This window comes from Veillonella sp. oral taxon 158, from assembly GCF_018376515.1.
Classification (GTDB): Bacteria; Bacillota; Negativicutes; order Veillonellales; family Veillonellaceae; genus Veillonella; species Veillonella rogosae.
In genome coordinates this window covers 100,456-121,626 of record NZ_JAHABE010000003.1, presented here as the reverse complement: position 1 = coordinate 121,626, position 21,171 = coordinate 100,456, and the positions used below count along the sequence as shown (strand labels likewise).

18 protein-coding genes, 1 other RNA gene and 1 other annotated feature are annotated in these 21,171 nt (G+C 38.5%); all 19 genes read right to left on the bottom strand.

Annotated features, from left to right (window positions below; genetic code table 11):
* Positions 1–5: 5 nt before the first annotated feature.
* The 19 genes from KH364_RS02975 to KH364_RS02885 all read right to left on the bottom strand — a co-directional run bounded on the left by KH364_RS02975 (position 6) and on the right by KH364_RS02885 (position 21,093).
* Positions 6–1,133 (bottom strand): efflux RND transporter periplasmic adaptor subunit, encoded by a 1,128-nt coding sequence (locus tag KH364_RS02975; RefSeq protein ID WP_009351379.1) that lies wholly within the window; start codon positions 1,131–1,133, stop codon positions 6–8.
* Positions 1,134–1,545: 412 nt separating this feature from the next.
* Positions 1,546–1,887, bottom strand: a transfer-messenger RNA (tmRNA) gene (gene ssrA, locus KH364_RS02970).
* Between the two features lie 126 nt (positions 1,888–2,013).
* On the bottom strand, positions 2,014–3,171 hold the full coding sequence (gene bioF / locus KH364_RS02965; protein WP_273298531.1) for an 8-amino-7-oxononanoate synthase: 1,158 nt from the start codon (positions 3,169–3,171) through the stop codon (positions 2,014–2,016).
* A complete protein-coding gene (locus tag KH364_RS02960) occupies positions 3,164–3,904 on the bottom strand; it encodes a 6-carboxyhexanoate--CoA ligase (RefSeq protein ID WP_273298529.1) in 741 nt (246 codons plus the stop codon). Before KH364_RS02960 ends, bioF begins: the two co-directional genes overlap by 8 nt.
* Complete coding sequence (locus KH364_RS02955; protein WP_105098253.1) at positions 3,904–4,404, bottom strand: hypothetical protein; 501 nt, start codon at positions 4,402–4,404, stop codon at positions 3,904–3,906. Before KH364_RS02955 ends, KH364_RS02960 begins: the two co-directional genes overlap by 1 nt.
* Positions 4,405–4,628: 224 nt before the next feature.
* Positions 4,629–5,099: an SsrA-binding protein SmpB gene (gene smpB / locus KH364_RS02950; RefSeq protein ID WP_273298527.1), complete on the bottom strand. Its 471-nt coding sequence runs from the start codon at positions 5,097–5,099 to the stop codon at positions 4,629–4,631.
* Between the two features lie 8 nt (positions 5,100–5,107).
* On the bottom strand, positions 5,108–7,471 hold the full coding sequence (gene rnr, locus KH364_RS02945; RefSeq protein ID WP_273298525.1) for a ribonuclease R: 2,364 nt from the start codon (positions 7,469–7,471) through the stop codon (positions 5,108–5,110).
* 55 nt (positions 7,472–7,526) lie between these two features.
* Positions 7,527–7,763, bottom strand: a complete 237-nt coding sequence (secG, locus tag KH364_RS02940) for a preprotein translocase subunit SecG (RefSeq protein ID WP_273298523.1) — start codon at positions 7,761–7,763, stop codon at positions 7,527–7,529.
* Positions 7,764–7,768: 5 nt separating this feature from the next.
* Positions 7,769–8,443, bottom strand: coding sequence for an RNA polymerase sporulation sigma factor SigH (gene sigH, locus KH364_RS02935; protein WP_024066834.1), 675 nt, complete (start codon positions 8,441–8,443; stop codon positions 7,769–7,771).
* A gap of 73 nt (positions 8,444–8,516) precedes the next feature.
* Positions 8,517–9,050, bottom strand: coding sequence for an NYN domain-containing protein (locus tag KH364_RS02930; RefSeq protein WP_273298520.1), 534 nt, complete (start codon positions 9,048–9,050; stop codon positions 8,517–8,519).
* A 2-nt stretch (positions 9,051–9,052) separates the two neighbouring features.
* Entirely contained in the window at positions 9,053–9,784 is a 732-nt protein-coding gene (gene rlmB, locus KH364_RS02925; RefSeq protein ID WP_105098257.1) for a 23S rRNA (guanosine(2251)-2'-O)-methyltransferase RlmB, read from the bottom strand.
* Between the two features lies 1 nt (position 9,785).
* Positions 9,786–10,262: a ribonuclease III domain-containing protein gene (locus KH364_RS02920; protein WP_054747591.1), complete on the bottom strand. Its 477-nt coding sequence runs from the start codon at positions 10,260–10,262 to the stop codon at positions 9,786–9,788.
* Complete coding sequence (cysS, locus tag KH364_RS02915; protein ID WP_273298517.1) at positions 10,252–11,700, bottom strand: cysteine--tRNA ligase; 1,449 nt, start codon at positions 11,698–11,700, stop codon at positions 10,252–10,254. Before cysS ends, KH364_RS02920 begins: the two co-directional genes overlap by 11 nt.
* A 48-nt stretch (positions 11,701–11,748) precedes the next feature.
* Positions 11,749–11,955, bottom strand: a binding site (T-box leader).
* A 262-nt stretch (positions 11,956–12,217) separates the two neighbouring features.
* Complete coding sequence (locus tag KH364_RS02910) at positions 12,218–13,171, bottom strand: bile acid:sodium symporter family protein (protein ID WP_273298515.1); 954 nt, start codon at positions 13,169–13,171, stop codon at positions 12,218–12,220.
* Positions 13,172–13,304: 133 nt separating this feature from the next.
* Entirely contained in the window at positions 13,305–14,774 is a 1,470-nt protein-coding gene (gene gltX / locus KH364_RS02905) for a glutamate--tRNA ligase (RefSeq protein WP_273298514.1), read from the bottom strand.
* Positions 14,775–14,776: 2 nt separating this feature from the next.
* Positions 14,777–15,952 (bottom strand): 2-C-methyl-D-erythritol 4-phosphate cytidylyltransferase, encoded by a 1,176-nt coding sequence (gene ispD / locus KH364_RS02900; protein WP_273298512.1) that lies wholly within the window; start codon positions 15,950–15,952, stop codon positions 14,777–14,779.
* Positions 15,936–17,087 (bottom strand): TRAM domain-containing protein, encoded by a 1,152-nt coding sequence (locus tag KH364_RS02895; protein WP_273298510.1) that lies wholly within the window; start codon positions 17,085–17,087, stop codon positions 15,936–15,938. The genes ispD and KH364_RS02895 overlap by 17 nt, the downstream gene beginning before the upstream one ends.
* Positions 17,088–17,102: 15 nt before the next feature.
* Positions 17,103–18,476, bottom strand: coding sequence for a DNA repair protein RadA (gene radA / locus KH364_RS02890; protein WP_273298508.1), 1,374 nt, complete (start codon positions 18,474–18,476; stop codon positions 17,103–17,105).
* Positions 18,477–18,645: 169 nt separating this feature from the next.
* Positions 18,646–21,093 carry an ATP-dependent Clp protease ATP-binding subunit gene (locus tag KH364_RS02885; RefSeq protein WP_273298506.1) on the bottom strand — a complete coding sequence of 816 codons (2,448 nt, stop codon included), beginning with the start codon at positions 21,091–21,093 and terminating at the stop codon, positions 18,646–18,648.
* Between the last annotated feature and the right edge of the window lie 78 nt (positions 21,094–21,171).

Below are 21,171 nucleotides of genomic sequence, written 5' to 3'. Positions count from 1 at the left end.
CCCTTCTATTTTGTAGCTTTTAATTGTTCTTTTGAAAGTAGTTTAGCATTTACTTTCACACCATTCTTAACCTTAGTTAAGCCATCTACGATGATTGTATCGCCAGGTGCTAAACCAGATTTAATAATAGTTTCACCACCAGTGGTACCACCAAGTTCAACAGTTTTTTGCTCTACGACACCATCAGCATTCACAACATAGACGAAGTTTTTATCCATAATTTGAAGAATCGCACGATTTGGTACGAGGATAGCATTTTTAAGTTTTTCCCCTGGAGAAATAACGGTTGCATACATATTTGGCAACAATAAATGATTAGGATTTGGGAAGGATGCTTTCAATACGAGCTTGCCTGTAGATTGATCTAAGCTTCTCGCCGCTTGTACGATAGAACCAAGTTCATTATAGGTTTCACCATCAGCAAGCTTTAATTGAATATTAGGACCATTGGAATCATCACCAGTTGGATTTTTCATGAAGTCAAGGTATTCTTGCTCAGTCATGCTGAACTCAACAAAGATTGGATCGATGGAATCAATCGTAACCAATGTTGTAGAACCAGCTTGTACAAATGTGCCCATATCGATATCATCCATACGCAATGTACCAGAGTATGGTGCATATACCATAGTATCACCCAAGTTATCTTGAGCGATTTTAACAGATGCTTGATATGCTTCATAGGCTGCTTTTGCTTGTTCAGTAGTACTACGTTGCGTATCGACACGTTGCTGAGCAATTGCATCTTGTTGAGCCAATGTTTCGTAACGTTGCAAATCTACTTCAGCATTTTTAAGGTTAGCATTAGCCTGTGCTGCTTGTGCCTCTGCATTGGCAAGGCTCGCTTCATATTGACGAGAGTCAATGCGATATAGTGGTTGACCTGCTACTACTTGCTCCCCACCTTTAACAAATTTTTCCACTACATAACCAGTAACACGAGCATGTACCGCTACAGAGTTTTCTGCCACTACTGTACCAGCAAAGGTTTGATTTACCTGTGCATCACTGGCAGTAATTTTGTATGCATTGACACTCACATCGCCTGCCTGCTGTTGATTGCTGCCACAACCAGCAACCATAACAGCTGATACAACGAGAGCCGCTAACATACGAGAATAACGGAACTTCATTATATGTACTCCTTTACACGAAACTAATCATTTATGTTACATAATTTCATAAATATCTATATATATTTTACAGGATTCTATAGACAAAGTCAATTTTTCAGCTCCTCTTTACCTACGTAAAACGCAGATAAAATCAAATCAAATTACTATTCATTGTATACAACAAAAAAGATAAAAACCATTGACTTTTATATCTTTTTGTGAACACATTTTTCATAATTTATTGAGAACACATTGTTCGTAATTGATCTTGTAGTGTTCTACGGGGAAATTATGGGAAAAAAAAGGGGAAATTTCAAACGAATAAATGCGTATTTTAACGATTATATACGAACATTAAAAAAAGCTAGAAGATTAGGTAACTACTGCATTTATACAGTAAGTACGTATCTTCTAGCTTTAGCTTGAATATTGGTGGAGATGAGGGGAGTCGAACCCCTGTCCAGAAGTGTTGCCATATAGACTTCTCCGAGCACAGTCTATGATTTAGATCTCAGGTTGCTACCGCTCACAGACAAGCTACACAACCCCAGTTCATATTGTCTCGCCTAATTCATATGAACAACTAAATTAAGCCAGCCTACGGTTTGACGTCCATTCACACTTGGTAGGCACAAGTATGAGGGACGTAGCTTATGCAGCTAATGCAAAATTTTCTTCTGCGTTTAAATGTTTTCCCACCGTTTAACGGCCTCATGGAACGCCGACTCGCTATCTATACCACACGCACCCCTGTCGAAACCTTTACATCCCCGTGCGTCGGTCTAATAATTATAAGCCTAATTACTATAACTGTCAATTATAGTAAGCCTTATCAACGCTTATAAATCTTTGCTTAGTAGCTTAATAATATCTATCAAAGAAAATGTGTACAGATTATCTAAGACAATTCTTTTATAGCTTTATACAATGTATCGCACACATAGTCAATTTGAGCTTTACTATGTGCCGCTGTAACAGTCAAGCGAATCCGACTTTCACCAACAGGGACTGTAGGCGGACGAATAGCGGTACCAATGATTCCAGCCTCATATAGATAATTAGATACAGCTAAGGTATCCTCATTTTTCCCAATAAGAATCGGGAAAATTGGCGTATCAGCTGTAGCATATATGCCCATAGAATTTAATCGATCAGACATATAGCCTACGTTGTCTTGCAACCGTTCCAAAACAGATGGATCAGAATCAATGATGTGTAATGCACCGAGAGCAGCCCCGATATCTGCTGGAGATAAGGCCGTAGAGAATATAAAACTACGGCTCGTATTAACTAGATAGTCAACAATCGTACTATTAGCAGCAACATAGCCCCCCACTGACCCAAGGGATTTGCTCAATGTGCCAAGTTGTATATCTATCTCTCTTTCGAGACCAAAATAAGCAGCTGTACCATGGCCATTGCCGATGGTCCCTGTAGCATGTGCATCATCTACCATGAGCATTGCATTATATTCACGGCTCAGTTCATATAGCTTATCTAGTGGTGCAATATCGCCATCCATGCTAAAGACGCCATCAGTAACGATGAGTTTTCGTGCACTGTGATCCGCTTGTTTCAGTAGGAACTTTAATTCCTCTACATCGCTATGACTATACGCCTTTATAGAGGCTTTACTTAAACGACAGCCATCAATGATACTAGCGTGATTTAAAGCATCGCTAAAGATAATAGTGTTCTTATCAGCAATAGCCGAAATTGTTCCTACATTAGCCATATAACCTGTATTAAATACGAGAGCTTTTTCAGTATTCTTAAATTTTGCTAATGCATTTTCAAGCTCTCTAAATAATGGAAATGTTCCAGACACAAGTCGAGAACCACCTGAGCCAGTACCATATTGTTGAGCCCCTTTTACAGCCCCTTCTATGACACGAGGATCAAAGGTAAGTCCTAAATAATTATTAGAAGCCATCATTAAGTATTCTTTATCATCTCGCTTCACGCGCACTGCATCTAGAGGGCAGTATTCTTTTAAGGTCCGCAAATTATGATTGTTGATTTTATGATTAAGCTGTTCTTTAAATAACTTATACATTATTTCTCCGTTGAACAAGTACGGGAGCCTTCTCCAAGTACTCAATTACACTTTCCCTATCTATCGCAGACCGCACAAAAAATACACGGCCCCCTATATGTGAGCCCAATTCTTTCATCTTAGGAATACGATGGTATATTCCATTACATGCAACATACCCTACCGTATAATCTGGATCGTCAGACCAACATAATTCACCTACAATCCCCTCAGCGGATTGCACCTTAGATGCTAAAACTAAAGCCTCTCGCATATGTTCATTCTTCCCTAATGATTCAGAATCAAAGGAATCCATATGACTGACACGAACACCTCGATTACCTATATCAATTCGTTTACCAGTTGTAGCATCTACTAACATAGCACCACGCATAGAAGAATCTAATTCTTTTAAGAAAGTCATAGCATTTTGAATAGCCACTTCTGTAATATGAGTACCTTGTAAAAGCTCGATAGCTAATTGATGAGCCTCTGCAATCGTATTAGCCCTATGTTCTTCTACTTGTAAACAATCGATATATGTTATCTCATTAGATGGGATTACATCTACTGTAATATTTATAAAATCAGCTGTGCCTTTACTGTGATGCAAGGCGCGATCAGCTAACGATTGAGCTATAGCTCCTACTTTTTCTAACTGCACAATACGCTCTGCCCCAGAAATATGGTGGCCCCCTTTTTCATGGGGACCACCTTGAGCAGCACGCATGCGTACACTATATAATTCAGCCATTATGATACCTTCCCTTTAAGAAGATCATTTTGAGGTACTTGGCTGTGAATTTTACGGAATACTTTCACAAATACTGGTGCCATAATAACTGTAAAAATCATTCCTGGAACGGCTAAGGCAATCATTGGTAAAGCAGCCTTGCCAATATACAAGGACAACGATAAACGTGCTAAAGCAGATGCAATGGGACCGGAAATCATAATGCCAATCATATGGTTTTGACACATCCAAAGGATAAGTCCTACGATAAGTCTAAATTGCATAGCAATCATAACATTTAAAATAGATTGAGTACCTAACGCTAATCCAATTAAACTAGACAAACAACCACTGATAATATATTTTTTGAAACCAAACACGGCACATATAGCTACCGCTAACGGGGCAGATAATTGAAATTCTATACCAGGAATAATATTAGGTATTTTGATGGCTCCTAATACTGTAATCATCGCTGTCAAGATAGCGATTTCTGTAATGTACCGAATGTTCTGATTCATGGTTTTCTCCTCTACATAGATAATGTTAACTACAAACACCTCTTATTGTTTACATTATAAATTCTACATGTATTTTTATCAACCAGAATTATTTATTCAGCTAACAAATAAAAATAGATTTAGACTTAACGACTAATATGAATAGCCCGTTATCACAATAGGTAAATACAGTTCTCATGGAAACTAAAAAAACCAAGCCCTAAAGACTTGGTTCTTTTCATAGTTTAGTATTTTTGCTGCTCTTTAATTCGTTTAGCTATGTCACGCTTAGCATCGCGTTCTGCCATATCTTGACGTTTATCATATAACTTCTTACCTGTTACAAGGCCTACTGTAACCTTCACATAGCCATGGCTAAAATGAAAGTTAAGCGGTACTAGAGAGAAACCCTTTTCCTTCACTTGAGCATGTAATTTATTGATTTCACCTTTATGCATCAACAATTTACGTGTACGCTCTGGCTCATGATTAAAACGGTTGCCTTGTTCATAGGGACTAATATGAACGCCATACAACAAAATTTCCCCTTTATCTATACGACAAAAACTATCTTTCAGATTAAGCTTACCTTGACGGATAGATTTAATTTCAGTACCTGTTAAAGCAATACCTGCTTCATAGGTTTCATGAATATGAAAATCATGCCGCGCTTTACGATTGTCAGCAATAAGGGATGGACTTGATTTCTTTGCCATATTTACCTCTATCGTTTACGTTTACTTTTAGATTTCTTAGATTGACTACGTTTTGTAGATTTATTCGACTTCTTACGGCTTGATTTGCCTTTTCCAGATTTTTTACTGAAAGCATCATAACGAGAACGACCAGTTTTATTATCATCTCGTCGTGAAGATTTTTTCCCTCTCTTACTTGATGATTTTCGATCTTTACGACTACCAAAGCTATCTCGACTAGAAGCATAATCGGAACCATTGCGCAATTGTTCTTGGATAGCCATCAAATTATCTACTTCACCTAGAACAAAGTCAATTTGTTTCTTTTCTACATCGGCTTTCACAAGGGTAACAGTAACCTTATCACCTAGATGATATGTTTTACCTGTACGTTTGCCAACGAGAACAAAATGTTCTTCGTCAAAGAAATAGTAATCATCGTTCATCATGCTAATATGCACGAGGCCATCGATACCGTTTTCTAACTCAACAAACATACCAAAGGATGTAATACTTGCAATACTGCCTTCAAAGACTTCGCCAACGAATGGAACCATATATTGAGTCTTTTTAAGGTCTGTAGTTTCTCGTTCAGCCTCTGTTGCCACTTGCTCTTGAATAGAGGAATGTTCAACAGCACCAGCTAAAAAAGCCTCCTCTACATCTCGCTTGGAATATCCATTTTTCCAATGCATATCTGCTTTTAAAAGACGATGAACCATCAAATCTGGATAACGTCGGATTGGAGATGTAAAATGCGTATAACATGTAGATGCTAAGCCAAAGTGTCCCACATTGTTAATACTATATTTAGCCTGTTGCATAGATCGCAAGGTCATAATTTGAGCTACTTGCTCAATATCCTGCCCCTTCACCTCGTCTAAGATTTTTTGGAAATCTCGAGGTGTTACGCCATTAGCACTAAGAACGAGATCTTGACCTAAGTAATTTAATACCTTTTGGAATAAATCTAACTTTTCTTCACTTGGACTTTCATGAATACGATATACCGAAGTGCGATGTGTATTTTTCAAATGAGTCGCTACCGTTTCATTAGCGATAAGCATACATTCTTCGATAAGGCGCTCTGCCATTGTGCGATCCCGTTTAACGATACGTAATGGCGTACCATCTAGGTCAAGCAAAACCTTATATTCAGGAAAATCAAAGTCTAAAGCACCTCTACGACGGCGCATGCGATTTAAAATTTTCGAAATCTCTGCTAAGTCCCGTAACATAGGCATAAAGTCTTGTAAATCATCGGGAATGATGTTTTCTTCTAGTGCTTTATATACTTCTTTATAACTACAACGTCGTCCAACATGGATAATAGAAGGTCTAATACGATAATTAACGACAGTACCAGAATCATCAATTTCCATCATACAGGTCATAGCATAACGATCTTCATGAGCATTTAAGCTACAAATACCATTTGATAATACCTCAGGTAACATCGGTACTACACGATCTACTAAATAAACAGATGTCCCCCGCTTATAGGCCTCATTATCGATAGGCTGGCCAGATGTTACATAGTGGCTTACGTCCGCAATATGTACGCCTAATTCGTAATTACCATTCGGTAATTTACGACCACTCACAGCATCATCAAGATCTTTTGCATCCTCACCATCAATAGTAACCATTTGTAAGTCACGAAGGTCCCAACGTTTTGGGTCTTCATGGATAACAGTATCTATTTTCTTACTAGCCTTAATAACCTCTTCAGGGAAATTAAAAGGAATCTTATGATTCGCCATGATGCAGTTAATATCAAGGCCCACATCGCCTTTATAGCCTAGAACTTCTGTTATAATGCCTTCTGGCTTTTTATCGCCTTCAGGCCATTTTGTAATTTTAACTAATACTTTAGCGCCACTACGAGCATCTAAGGTATTTTTTAAATCTACAAATATATCTGTACCGATACGTTCATCATCAGGCACAACAAAGCCAAAGTGTTGTTGTCTATCATAGGTGCCAACTACAGTTTCATTAGCACGCTCAATAACATCAACAATAATACCTTCTCGTTTATGTTTTGTATAGTCAGATGGCACTACGCGAACACGCACTTTGTCGTTATGCATGGCAGTGCCCTTATTTTGTTCAGCCACATAAATATCTTCATCATCGAACATGATAACAAAGCCGTAAGATTTACGATATCCTTTGTAAATCCCTTCATATTCTTCATGCTGCTGCTCTTCATATTGATATACATCGGGGCGCGTACAAGTTAATACACCTTCCCGAGCAAGCATTTTAGCAGACCTAATAAACATTTCTAGGTCTTTACCACCTCGAATATGATTATCCATTGCTGCATCTTCAATATGATATGCATGTGGTTGGATAGATTTATAAAAGTCCAATACTTTTTTCTTCAAATTTTCACCCCCTTAGGATGTAAAAAGAAAAAGCCTGCAAAGCAGGCTTTCATCATTAGAATTGATTAATCATTGCCCCTAATACTAAGCTCAACACAGCAAAGATAATCCCTAAAATAATTGTACATCTAGATAAGAAACCGTCTACACCACGGGCCTTACCACCAAAAGAGGAGTCTGCCGCACCAGAAACAGCACCGCCCATGCCAGAGGTTTTGCTATTTTGTGCCACAACTACTACGATTAATAAAATTGATACGATTACTTCTAGGATCATTAAAAAATTTGTCACGACTGTCATCCTTCCTGTGAGGCTCTAGGCGAACCCAATACACGATGTTCTAAATACTTCTCTAATTTACGTTTAACCCTTTGCAGTGCATTGTCGATAGATTTAACACTGCGATCTGTGACCTCAGCCATTTCTTGATAAGAACGTCCGTCTAGATATCCTTCCAAGACCTCCCACTCGAGATCACTTAAAATATGACCGATATTGCGCTCAATATCATCCAATTCCTCTTTACTGATAATGAGGTCCTCCGGGTTTGTAACCTTTGCGGAGGATAGCATTTCGATCAATGTACGCTCTGATTCCTCTGTATATACCGGTTTATTAAGAGATATATAGGAATTTAAAGGCGCATGTTTTTGTCTTGTAGCCGATTTAATGGCCGTGATGATTTGTCTAGTTATACACAATTCTGCAAAGGCTCTGAAAGACGCTAATTTATCATGTTTAAAATCGCGCGTCGCCTTGTAGAGTCCAATCATACCTTCTTGGATAATGTCCTCTCGATCCGCACCTACTAAAAAATAGGAACGGGCCTTAGCTCGAACAAAGTTCTTATATTTATTTACAATATAATCGATTGCAAACACATTTTGCTCTTCTTGAGCTATGACCACAACTTGCTCATCGGTCATTTCCTTGAAATTGTAATCGGACTTGCGTGTATGAATTAATTTCATAAGCTCCTCCTTACAATTGAGCGAGAAAAACCAATATATTTATTATACTGGAAGTGTATTTGATTTTCAACTATCAATGGCCCCGTCGCAATTTCTCTAGCTTTTCAGCCACTTCAGGAGATAATAAGCCCCCTACTTCATTACGTCGCAAGCTAAATTGATCTCGTCTATGTTCATGAGCATATTGCTGTCGTTCCTCTTCCTTAGCAAGACGAATCATATTCTGTAGCTCTCGTGCAGGGATTCGCAACCCGCCAGACCCAAGAATTTGATTCTGTTCTGCCCCGTCAGAAGTCACAACATATACATTGGTATATTTGCCTTTACGCAAAAATACCTCACGTTCTATAAAGGAATCTGCCGTTTCTCCATCGTCAGTATAGACCTCTATGAAACCATTAGTAATAACTTCAATGGAACCACCAGATTTCGTATATTTACCGTCAAATACAAGGATTACTTCATATCCCTTAAATTTTCCGTAATTTAATAACTTATCTCTCAATTCCATTCGAGCATGCTCTAATGATTCATGTGCTAATTTTTTTAGATGAGTCCAGGCGAAGATCACATTATAGCCATCTATAATTAAGATATCTTTTAACATAGTTATTTCGCTTGGCGTTGACGTACTGCCTCATACATGAGAACAGCCGCTGCAACAGATGCATTTAAGGAATTTAAATTTCCATACATAGGGATTGTTACAAGGAAGTCACAAGCCTCTTTTACAACGCGACTAATTCCCTTTCCTTCGTTACCAATGACGATAACCGTAGGAATCGTCATATCCGCCTCATACAAGGTACGATCACCTTCCATATGGGCACCCATTACCCAAAAACCTTGTTTTTGTAGTTGCTTAATAGTTTGAGCTACGTTGCCCACTTGTACTAGGGGAATTTGTTCAATAGCCCCAGCTGAAGTTTTAGCAACTGTCGCATTAATAGGTGCATTATGACGCTTAGGAATGAGTACAGCCGTAGCCCCTACACATTCTGCAGTACGAATGATAGCCCCCATATTATGAGGATCCTCTACACCATCTGTTAAAATGAGCAAAGGTACTTCATGTGTAGTTTCTTGTAAAACTTCGCCCAATTCCTTAAATTGTACTGCCGATACTAGGGCAATAACCCCCTGATGTGGTACATCTAAGTCATACTTATTCATTTGTTTAATAGGTGTAGGTCTAACTTCAATACCTTGAGATTTAGCAAGGCCAACGATATCAGCTAAACCAGTTTTCACCTTATCTTCGCTGACCATAATACGTTGAATTGAACGACCACTTTTAAGGGCTTCTTTAACCGCATTGCGGCCTACAATATAATTATCCATACTACATACCTCGAAGAGTTATAGAAAAGGCTTGCCCCATAATATGTTGTAAGCGCTCATCTTGACGCGTTTCATAAAGAAAACCTAGTACAGCTTCAAATGCTGTACTACTGCGATATTCTTGAACAGTACTACTCTTTGGTACATTGACATTACTATTTCTAGCACGTCTAGCAATAGCTTGCTCTTGTTCTGTAAAAGTATCTTCTATCGCAAGCAACACTTTCGCTTGTGACTTAGCACAAATAAATTCAGTAACAATGGTGTGTAATACTTGTACCTTCGTAATATTCATTTGCACTACTCGCTCACGCACATACATGGAGTACACTGCGTCACCAATATAGGCAAGCATGACTGCATCAGCACTAAGGCATTCCTCTACAGTTCGATTGCGCAAACGAAGCGGCTCTTGTTCAAGAGCCGTCAGTTTTTTTATCGCTTCATTCTTTAAGAATTGAAATTGTTTAAACTTCACGTTTTTTCCACCGTGCACCTTGAGGAGAATCCTCAATAGTAATACCGATTTCAGACAAGCGATCGCGGATGCAATCAGCTAATGCCCATTGTTTTTGTTCACGGCACGCTTGACGTACAGACAAGATAACTTGCATTAATTCTTCGTATTCAGCAGCGTTAGCACCAGTATTGCCTTCCCATGCTTTTTCGAGAACGCCGATCACATCTGTCATGAATTTGAAGATACGTTTAACTTCGGCAATAGCTTCTTGGCAAACAACGCCTTCACGGCCTGTCACAGCTTGGTAATAGATGTTGATTTCTTTAGCAAGACCAAACATGCTAGATGTAGCTAAAGCAGTATTGAAATCATCACTCATTGCTGCTTCGAATTCTTCTTCATACTCTTTAGCTTTTTCTAATAAACGTTGAGCCTCATCACAAGGACCTGGTTCACATTTTTCAAGGTACAATAGATTTTCAATAGCAGTGCTTAAACGTTCTAAGGATTTATTTGCTTCTTCTAAACGTTCATCAGAGAAATCCAATGGACTGCGATAATGCGTGCTCAACAAGAAGTAACGCAAAGCGTCAGGGCTATATTGTTCTAAAATATCTTTTACCAAGAAGAAGTTATTCAAGGATTTAGACATTTTTTCAGAGTTGATAGTAATAAAGCCATTGTGCAACCAGTAACGAACCACTGGATGTTGTCCAGAACAACCTTCAGATTGAGCGATTTCATTTTCATGATGTGGGAAGATCAAGTCACTACCACCACCATGGAAATCGAATTCTGTACCTAAGTACTTTTGGCTCATAGCAGAACATTCGATATGCCAACCTGGGCGACCATTGCCCCATGGGCTTTCCCAATAAGGTTCTCCTGGTTTTGCCGCTTTCCACAACGCAAAGTCCATAGGATTTTTCTTACGACCATCAACTTCGATACGAGCACCAGCTTCCATATCGTCTAAGGTACGACCAGATAACTCTCCATAATGTTCAAATTTATCAACGCTATAATATACATCACCATCGAGTTCGTAAGCATAGCCTTTTTCAATCAATGTAGAGATCATAGCAATAATATCTTCGATATGTGTAGAAACACGTGGATAAATATCAGCACGTTGTACACCAAGGGCATCCATCACTTCGAAATAGCTGTCGATATAACGATTTGCAATAGTATCCCAAGATACACCTTCACCATTAGATGTGTTGATGATTTTATCATCTACATCAGTAAAGTTTTGTACATAAGTTACTTTATAACCTACATGTTTCATGTATCGACGAATTACGTCCCACGTTACGAAAGGACGTGCGTTGCCAATATGAGGATGATTATATGGTGTAACACCACATACATACATTTTTGCCTCACCTGGTGTAACAGGATTGAATACCTCTTTTTGGCGTGTCATAGTATTATAAACTGTAATTTCTCTCATCGTTACCGATGCCTCCATTTTTGTAAATAAAAAAGACCTCTCATCTCATACAGAGACGATGGTCCGCGGTTCCACTCTGTTAGGTACCAACCGTGGCACCCACTCATCGCATAACGGCGCGTCACCGGACAAACCTACCTATAATCGGAGTGTCAGCTCGTAAATGCATTTCGTCTACCTATCCATGAACCCTCCCACCATCGGTTCTCGCTAAAAAGTTAGTTGTAGAGTACTTCTTTCAGTCTTAGCTTTTAATTTTATCTATATTTAGATATAAATTTATTTTACCAAATAATGCTATGGAAAGTCAATATTCATAAGAAAAATCCTCACCATTCAAAATTAATTATCATCCTATTATACATAGGTTTTTAGGTAATTAATTTTCAAATGATGAGGATTAATATTATCAATATATTTGACTACTATTATCACTATCAACAATAACATTTATATAAAACACGTTAATAATAATTGATATGTTAATAGTAATTGATATAATCTATATCAATTAAAACTAAGCGTTTTCCAACTTCTCTTGATCATCATGTTTACGGCAAATACCTGCGAAAATAGAGCCTGTAAAGTTATGAATAATAGAGAACACTGCACCTGCTACTGCAGCTTGTGGTGTAAAATGTTTAAGTGCAAGAGATACGGACAACGCAGAGTTTTGCATCGCTACTTCGATTTGCATTGCGCGACGAGAGGAAAGATCAATGCTTAAGGCTTTACATACAAAGTAAGTTACTACGTAACCACTTACATTTTGTACTAAACAAGCAACGAAGATGATAAATCCTGTTTCAGCAATTTGTTTTTGGTTCACTGCTGTAACAGCAGCCAAAATGAGCAATACTGCAATAGCAGCAATTGTTGGACATACATCTTTAACCGGTTCAATTTTAGATCCAATGAAGTAATTCAATACGATACCTAAAATGATCGGTACTAATACGATTTTTACGATAGACATAAACATCGGCATGAATTGAATATCAATGGAGGATGTAGCACCTGCATATAACACAACAAATAAAGGTGTTAAAATTGGAGCTAACAACGTAGATACAGTTGTTGCAGATACAGATAATGGCACATTACCGTTGGCAAGGAAGGTCATTACATTGGACGCTGTACCACCTGGACAAGCACCTAATAAAATAAAACCAATGCCAATTTCTGGTGGGAAATTAAATCCTAAAGCTACCAAGAAGCCTGCCAAAGGCATCCATAAGAACTGGATAACAGATACGAGGATAACCTTCATTGGTTGTTTGAATACATCAAGAAATACTTGTGCTGTCAAAGTTAAACCCATAGCAAACATAACGAATTGTAGCATGTACGCAATGTAAGGGGTCATCCAAGAGAAAACTGTCGGTAATAAATAGGCTAATACAGCCATCAATAGTACGATCCAAGATAGATAACTATTGAATAAGTGATTAATAGAACGAATAACACTCATAAAAGCACTCACTTTCATAATAAATAAAAATAAAAGACGCCGATTATTATAGCATTTCCATAGAATAATCTCAATATACATAAAAAAGCTCTCATAACCATAGCTATGAGAGCTTTTAAATTAACTTATATTACTATTTAGTTAAAGCACTTACATTATCTAAACGATGTAAGCATTTTTCTTTGCCAAGCAATGTAACAATATTATTCAAATCAGGACCATGCATTTGACCTGTTAAAGCAACGCGAATTGGCATGAATACAAATTTACCTTTCAAAGCAGTTTCTTTCATGACTGCCTTAATAGTTGCTTTTACAACTTCAGGTGTAATTTCATCGAGTTCAGCTAATGCATTGCGGAAAGCGCTAAGAACTGTAGGAGCTGTTTCTTCATTCAACACAGCACGCAATTCCTCTTCGTGACCTTCTTCAAGGAATACGGTTTCGCCCATGAACATGCCTACGTGATCTTTAATTTGAGCACCATAGCTAATATGATCGCGGAATGTAGAGCATAGTAATGTCAACCAATCGATATCCGCTTGATTTAAGCTATCTGGAGCCAAACCAACCTCTTTCAAATGTGGCAAGCAAAGATGGAATAAATCTTCGTCGCTCAATTTTTTCATATAGTGGAAGTTGATATGGTTTAATTTATCAATATCAAATACTGCTGGGTTCTTAGCGACGCGATCCATAGAGAATGCTTGAATCAATTCATCTGGTGTGAAGAACTCTTCTTCCCCTTCAGGCGCCCAACCAAGAAGTGCTAAGAAGTTTACAAGTGCTTCTGGTAAGTAACCCAATTGTTTGTATTGTTCAACAGATGTAGCGCCGTGACGCTTAGACATTTTCTTGTAATCTTTACCGAGAATCAAAGAAATATGACCAAATGTAGGAATATCCCAACCAAGAGCTTCGTAAATAGCCATTTGGCGTGGTGTATTAGATAAATGTTCCTCAGCGCGAATAACATGAGTAATGCCCATCATGTGATCGTCCATTACTACCGCAAAGTTATATACAGGAATACCATCGGATTTAACGATAACAAAGTCACCTACACCGTTGGATTCAAAGGATACACGACCACGAACCATATCGTCGAAAGTATATGTTTTATTCAAAGGTACACGTAAACGAATTGTTGGTTTACGACCTTCTGCAATATATTTGGCCTTTGTTTCTTCATCTAAGTGATTACAATGACCATTATATTTAGGCGTTTCACCACGATCCATTTGATCTTGGCGTACAGCATCTAACTCTTCAGCGGAGCAATAACACTCGTAAGCATGGCCTTCATCTAATAGACGTTGTATTACTTCTTTATATAGTTCAAGACGTTCTGTTTGACGGTAAGGGCCATTTTCACCACCTACGTCTACGCCTTCATCCCAGTTCATACCGAGCCATTGTAAGGAAGCCTTGATATTTTCTTCACTTTCACGGGTAGAACGAGCTAAATCTGTATCTTCAATACGCAATACAAATGTGCCTTCTTCTTTACGTGCTAATAGCCAGTTAAATAAAGCAGAACGAGCGCCACCAATATGGAATGGACCCGTAGGGCTTGGAGCAAAACGAACTTTCATGGAACTCATGATTATACCTCTCCTTCATATACAGAAACGACAGCTTGTGCAGCAATGCCTTCGCGGCGCCCAATAGCACCAAGCATTTCATTCGTTGTCGCTTTAATACTAATGCGATCTAATGGTATTTCCAATACGGACTGTAAATTAGCCTTCATCGTATCAATGTGAGGTTTTAATTTAGGAGTCTCAGAAATAACCATAATATCAATATTATAGGCTTGTAACCCACGTTCTTTCAATAAGGAATTTACCTTTTCTAGTAAAAGCATACTAGAAATCCCTTTATATTGCTCATCTTCAGGTGGGAAGTAATAGCCAATATCTCTTAAACCAGCAGCACCTAACATAGCATCCATTAATGCGTGAATGAGAACATCCGCATCGGAATGACCATCTGGGCCAAGCTCAGATTCAATTTGAACGCCCCCTAAGATGCATGGACGGCCTGCTTTTAATTGATGAATATCATAACCAAATCCAACGCGCATACGCTTATCCTCAATTCCTAAATACCGTTTTGCTACGGCAATATCATTGGGCGTTGTCACCTTAATATTGCAGTAATCACCTTCTACTATATGTACAGGCTTTCCTAAATATTCCACAAGAGATACATCATCAGTCCCTAAATAGTTTAAATCATGAGCCTTTTGATGGGCCGCCTTAAATAAATCTTTTTGAAAGCCTTGTGGTGTTTGAATTTGGTATAGCTCACTGCGTTTCAATGTTTCAACAACGGTATGTTCTGTATTAACACGTTTAATCGTATCAGTAGCAGGCACACCAACTGTGGCAGCACCATATGTGTTAGCAGCCTCAGCGACAGCACTAAACATTTCTGTAGAGGCTAATGGGCGTGCTCCATCATGAACAAGGACAATATTACTAGATTCATCGACCGCCTTAAGACCGCAAGCAACGGAGTCTTGACGTTCAGCACCACCAAGAACGATATGAACTGGTACTGTAAGGTTCAAGACCTTAATATGTTCCGCCATATAGTCTTGTTCACCATCGGCTACAACGAGAATAATCTCGCTTAAGCCTTGTAATTTAGCAACATTCTGCAAAGTGCGCTGAATAATAGAATAACGACCAAGGGGGATAAATATTTTATTCTCTTTATATGCCATACGGCGTCCCGCCCCTGCGGCAAGAACGATACAGCTAATTACCTTGTCCATTTTGTCCCCCATCTACACGGGCAAAGATCATGCGACCTGCACTCGTTTGTAGTATAGATGTAACCATAACCTCAACATTTTGTCCTACATAAGGTTTACCGTCTTCTACGACAATCATCGTACCATCATCAAGATAAGCTACACCTTGGTGTACTTCCTTACCTTCTTTCATAACTTGTACGCGAATCCACTCACCTGCAATAAGAGCTGGTTTCAACACATTTGCCAATTCATTGAGGTTAAGTACTTCAATACCTTGTACGCGAGCTACCTTATTCAAGTTAAAATCATTGGTCATCAACTTCCATTGCTTATCTAAGGCAAGACGCATCAACTTCGAGTCGACTTCTGTAAGATCATCATAATCGTCTTCTACAACTTCAATAGCAACCTTATTAGCATCTTGCATATCTTTCAAAATATCTAGACCTCGACGACCGCGGTTGCGTTTTGTAGCATCTGCAGAGTCCGAAATAATTTGTAACTCGTTTAATACAAAGAGTGGAACCATTAGAGGTCCTTCAATAAAGCCTGTATTACATAGTTCTTTAATACGACCATCAATGATAACAGATGTGTCTAATAATTTAGGCGTGCTAGAAGCTTTATCTGATTTATGAGTGGAGAACATTTTAAAGCGACTTGTTTTTTTAGTGCCCTCTCCGCCCCATTGTTGTACGTAGTTATAGTACATTTCAGGTCCTTTACGGGCCATGAGCTTAAGACCACTATATCCAAAGATAGCGCTTAGAATAATAGGAATGTAAGGTCCTATAATAGGCACTTGATTGAATGCAACACCAATTAAATTTGCAATAATAAGACCGAATAATAAACCGATGGTGCCTGCAATCAATTCTTGATTTGGAATATGAGTGAGTAAGCGCTCTAAACGTTTTGCAATTACTAACCCTTGTTTCAAAATAAATGATGAAATCAAATAGCCAATAATAACACCTAACAATGTACCAACAATTAATACTGCAATACGTGCAACTGTTAATGACATATCTCCCATAGTTTCAAACTGAGAAACTAAATACGGATCGATAATAGGATCTAATGTATCCATCCCTACATAGGCAGCTGTACCTACAAGGATGGCTATTACATAGCGCAAAATCCGATAAATCATCAAATCACCTCCTAATTAAGAAAACACGAGCTGCATCGCCTCTTGAATAGATTTGACGCCTCTAATCTTGATAGAACTATCATTATCCTTGATTTGCTTATAATTGCCTTCAGGAATAATAAACTTTTTAAAGCCTAGTTTTTTAGCTTCATTAATACGCTGCTCGATGCGCGGAATGCTTCGAACATTTCCTGTTAAACCGACCTCTCCTAAGATAACCATATCTGTAGGAACAATACGATTTTTTAAATTAGATACTATTGCTACTGCCATAGACAAGTCACAAGCTGGCTCGTTTACTTTAAGTCCACCAATAACGTTAACGTACACGTCTTTATTACCTAATGTAAAGCCACAGCGTTTTTCTAAAACCGCCAATAATACGATTAATCGATTAAGATCGTAACCAATCGCTGTGCGTCTAGGCATGCCAAAGGCCGTGGTAACCACCAAACTTTGCACCTCTACTAAGATTGGGCGAACCCCTTCTAAGTAAATCATGACTGCACTGCCACTTTCCTCATCAGACCGTTCTGCCAATAATGAAGCTGAAGGATTGGATAATTCTTGCAAGCCTTCTTCAACCATAGCGAAAATACCAGTTTCAGATGTTGAGCCAAAACGATTTTTGATGGATCGCAATATGCGGAACTGATAAGATCGTTCCCCTTCAAAGTAAAGCACTACGTCTACCATATGCTCTAACATACGTGGACCTGCAATATTGCCTTCTTTTGTGACATGACCAATGATAACCGTAGGAATATTGCGTTCTTTGCAAAATCGAAGGAGTCGAGATGTACATTCTCGAACTTGACTAACACTGCCTGGGGCAGCATCGATATCACCAGTATACATGGTTTGAATAGAATCAATGACAAGTAAGGATGGCGTCATTGCATCAGCTTGCTCAAGTATATAATCTAAATCTGTATCTGCAATAACTTGTAAACGTTCACTATTGATATGTAGTCGTTCTGCCCGAAGCTTAAGTTGTAACTGAGATTCTTCCCCTGATGCATAGAGAACTGTACCTACAGTATCTGCAACCTTTTGAGAAACTTGCAATAATAGTGTAGATTTACCAATACCTGGATCGCCACCTAAAAGCATTAATGCACCAGGTACTATGCCGCCACCTAATACGCGATCAATTTCACCAAAGGTTGTAGATACACGTGTTATAGACGAAATTTCAATATCTGGTAAAGCTGTAGGCTTAGTCGTTTGATTCCCTACACCACGGGAAGGTGTACGGCTATGTTTAGTTTCTTTAATAATTTCTTCAACTAATGTATTCCATTCACCACATTGTGGGCAACGACCCATCCACTTAGAAGACTCAGCCCCACAATTTTGACAGAAGAATACTGATTTTGCTTTTGCCATAATGCCTCAAAATATTTTAATAGGAAAAAAAAGGTCATGAATGATAACCATTCATGACCTTTTATGCATAATTTTACTACATGGTTAACTATCATTATCCTATAGTATACCATTTAACTTATATTTTTTATATGAAAGGTAGTCATTAACTGTATATTTTGTGTTTTTTCTATACGCTGACAACGATCTCGTTATCCTTGACATCTGCTTTTATAGTTTTTCCTTCTGTAGCATCTCCTTTCAAAATAAGGTCTGATACAGGGTCCTCAATTAATCGTTGAATAGCTCGTTTTAGTGGTCGAGCCCCCATTGTAAAATCAGAACCTTCCTTAACGAGTAATTGCATCGCCTCAGCTGTGATTTCTAATTGAAGCTCACGCTCTTTAAGGCGTTTTGTAACATCACTCATCAAGATAGAGACAATTTGTTGTAAGTCCTCTTCAGTTAATGGTTGGAATACAATCATTTCATCAATACGATTTAAAAACTCAGGTCTGAAATGACGTTTTACAGCATCCATAACAGATTTCTTAGCTTCTTTAAAATCTATACTATTAGATTGATTTGTAGAAGATTCAGATTTTTTAGGAGCTAAGAATCCAAACTCTGGAGAGTTCTTATGTAATGCTTTAGCACCTAAATTACTCGTCATGATGATAACTGTATTTCTAAAATCTACAGTTCTACCTTGGCTATCAGTAAGGCGACCATCATCAAGAACTTGTAACAAGATATTAAAGAAATCTGCATGTGCTTTCTCTACTTCATCGAGAAGAATAACACTATATGGTTTACGACGCACCGCATCTGTTAATTGACCGCCCTCTTCATAGCCCACATAGCCTGGAGGGGCACCAACTAAACGTGATACAGTATGCTTTTCCATATATTCAGACATATCAAGTCGAATCATAGCAGATTCATCGCCGAACAAGGAGGATGCAAGTGCTCTTGCTAACTCAGTTTTACCTACCCCTGTTGGACCTAGGAATAAGAATGACCCAATAGGACGTTTAGGATCCTTTAATCCAGCCCTTGCACGGCGCACAGCTTTAGCTACAGCTGTAACAGCATCATCTTGACCTACTACGCGTTTATGAAGCTCTTTTTCCAAGTGGAGCAAGTTTTCAGATTCTTCTTCTGCTATTTTAGCCACTGGAATCCCCGTCCATTGCGCCACTATTGCTGCTATATCATCTTCTGTAACTACTAACTTTTGATCACTATCTTCTTTTGCTGCAGATTTTTTATCACTAATATCTTTTACTAGAGTTTTCTCTTCATCGCGTAGTTTAGCAGCCTTTTCAAAGTCTTGGGATGTAACGGCTGCTTCTTTCTCGTTTTTGACTACCTTTAGACGTTCTTCTAGAGCCTTAACATCTGGTGCTGTAGAAAATACTTGCATACGCACCTTAGATGCAGCTTCATCCACCACATCAATAGCTTTATCAGGCAAGAATCTGTCTGTAATATATCTACTTGATAAGGACACAGCTGCTTTTAACGCTTCATCCGTTATTTTAGCCTTATGGAATGCTTCATAGCGATCTCGTAAGCCCTTAAGAATTTCAAGAGCATCCTCTTCATTAGGTTCTCCTACTTGAACAGGTTGGAAACGACGCTCTAAAGCAGCATCCTTTTCAATGTGTTTTTTATATTCATCAAGAGTTGTAGCACCAATAACTTGGAACTCACCACGTGCTAAGGCAGGCTTCAAAATATTAGCTGCATCCATAGCACCTTCAGTGGCACCGGCACCAACTAACGTATGAATTTCATCGATAAAGATTATCATATCATCATGTTGTTGTACTTCATCGATAGCTTTTTTCAACCGTTCTTCAAATTCACCACGGTATTTAGCACCGGCAAGCATGGCACCAATGCTAAGCGAAATAATTCTCTTATTCCGTAATATTTCAGGTACATTACCGGTAACAATACGTTGCGCTAAACCTTCGGCAATGGCAGTTTTACCTACCCCTGGCTCACCGATGAGAACAGGATTATTTTTAGTTCTACGACTTAGAATTTGAATAACCCGTTGAATCTCAGTATCTCGACCGATAACAGGGTCAATTTTACCTTGTTTAGCATACTCATTAAGATCTGTGGCAAAATCAGATAAATCACCTAATTCGCCATCTCCATTTGAGCCTTCTTGACCATCATTATGGCCCTTAGAATTAGAACCAAGAATATTACGAATAGCATCTACTACATCATTAGTTCTAACATCCATAGATTGTAATATAGCAGCTGCAACACCGCTACCATCACTTAGTAAACCTAGTAGAATATGCTCAGTACCTACATAATTATGATTCATGCGGTTTGCCATTTGAACTGCCAGTTCAAGTATATATTTAACGCGAGGTGTCATGTATATAGAGGTCGCTTTTTTATTACCGCGACCTACATGGTCCTCTACGGCTTCAAAAATATTTTCTGTAACAATGCCAAGCTCTTCTAAAGCCTTAGCTGCTACACTATTTTTAACCTTTGTAAGGCCGATGAGTACGTGTTCAGTTCCCACATAGTCGTGCCCTAGCTCTAAAGCGGCCTCTTGTGCTAAAGAAAGGACTCGCTGTGCATCATCTGTGAACCGTTGCATCATAATATCACCTCATCTATCTATGTAAATTGTAATTATATCTCTTCAAATATATGTAAACAATGGTGGGAAACACCATTG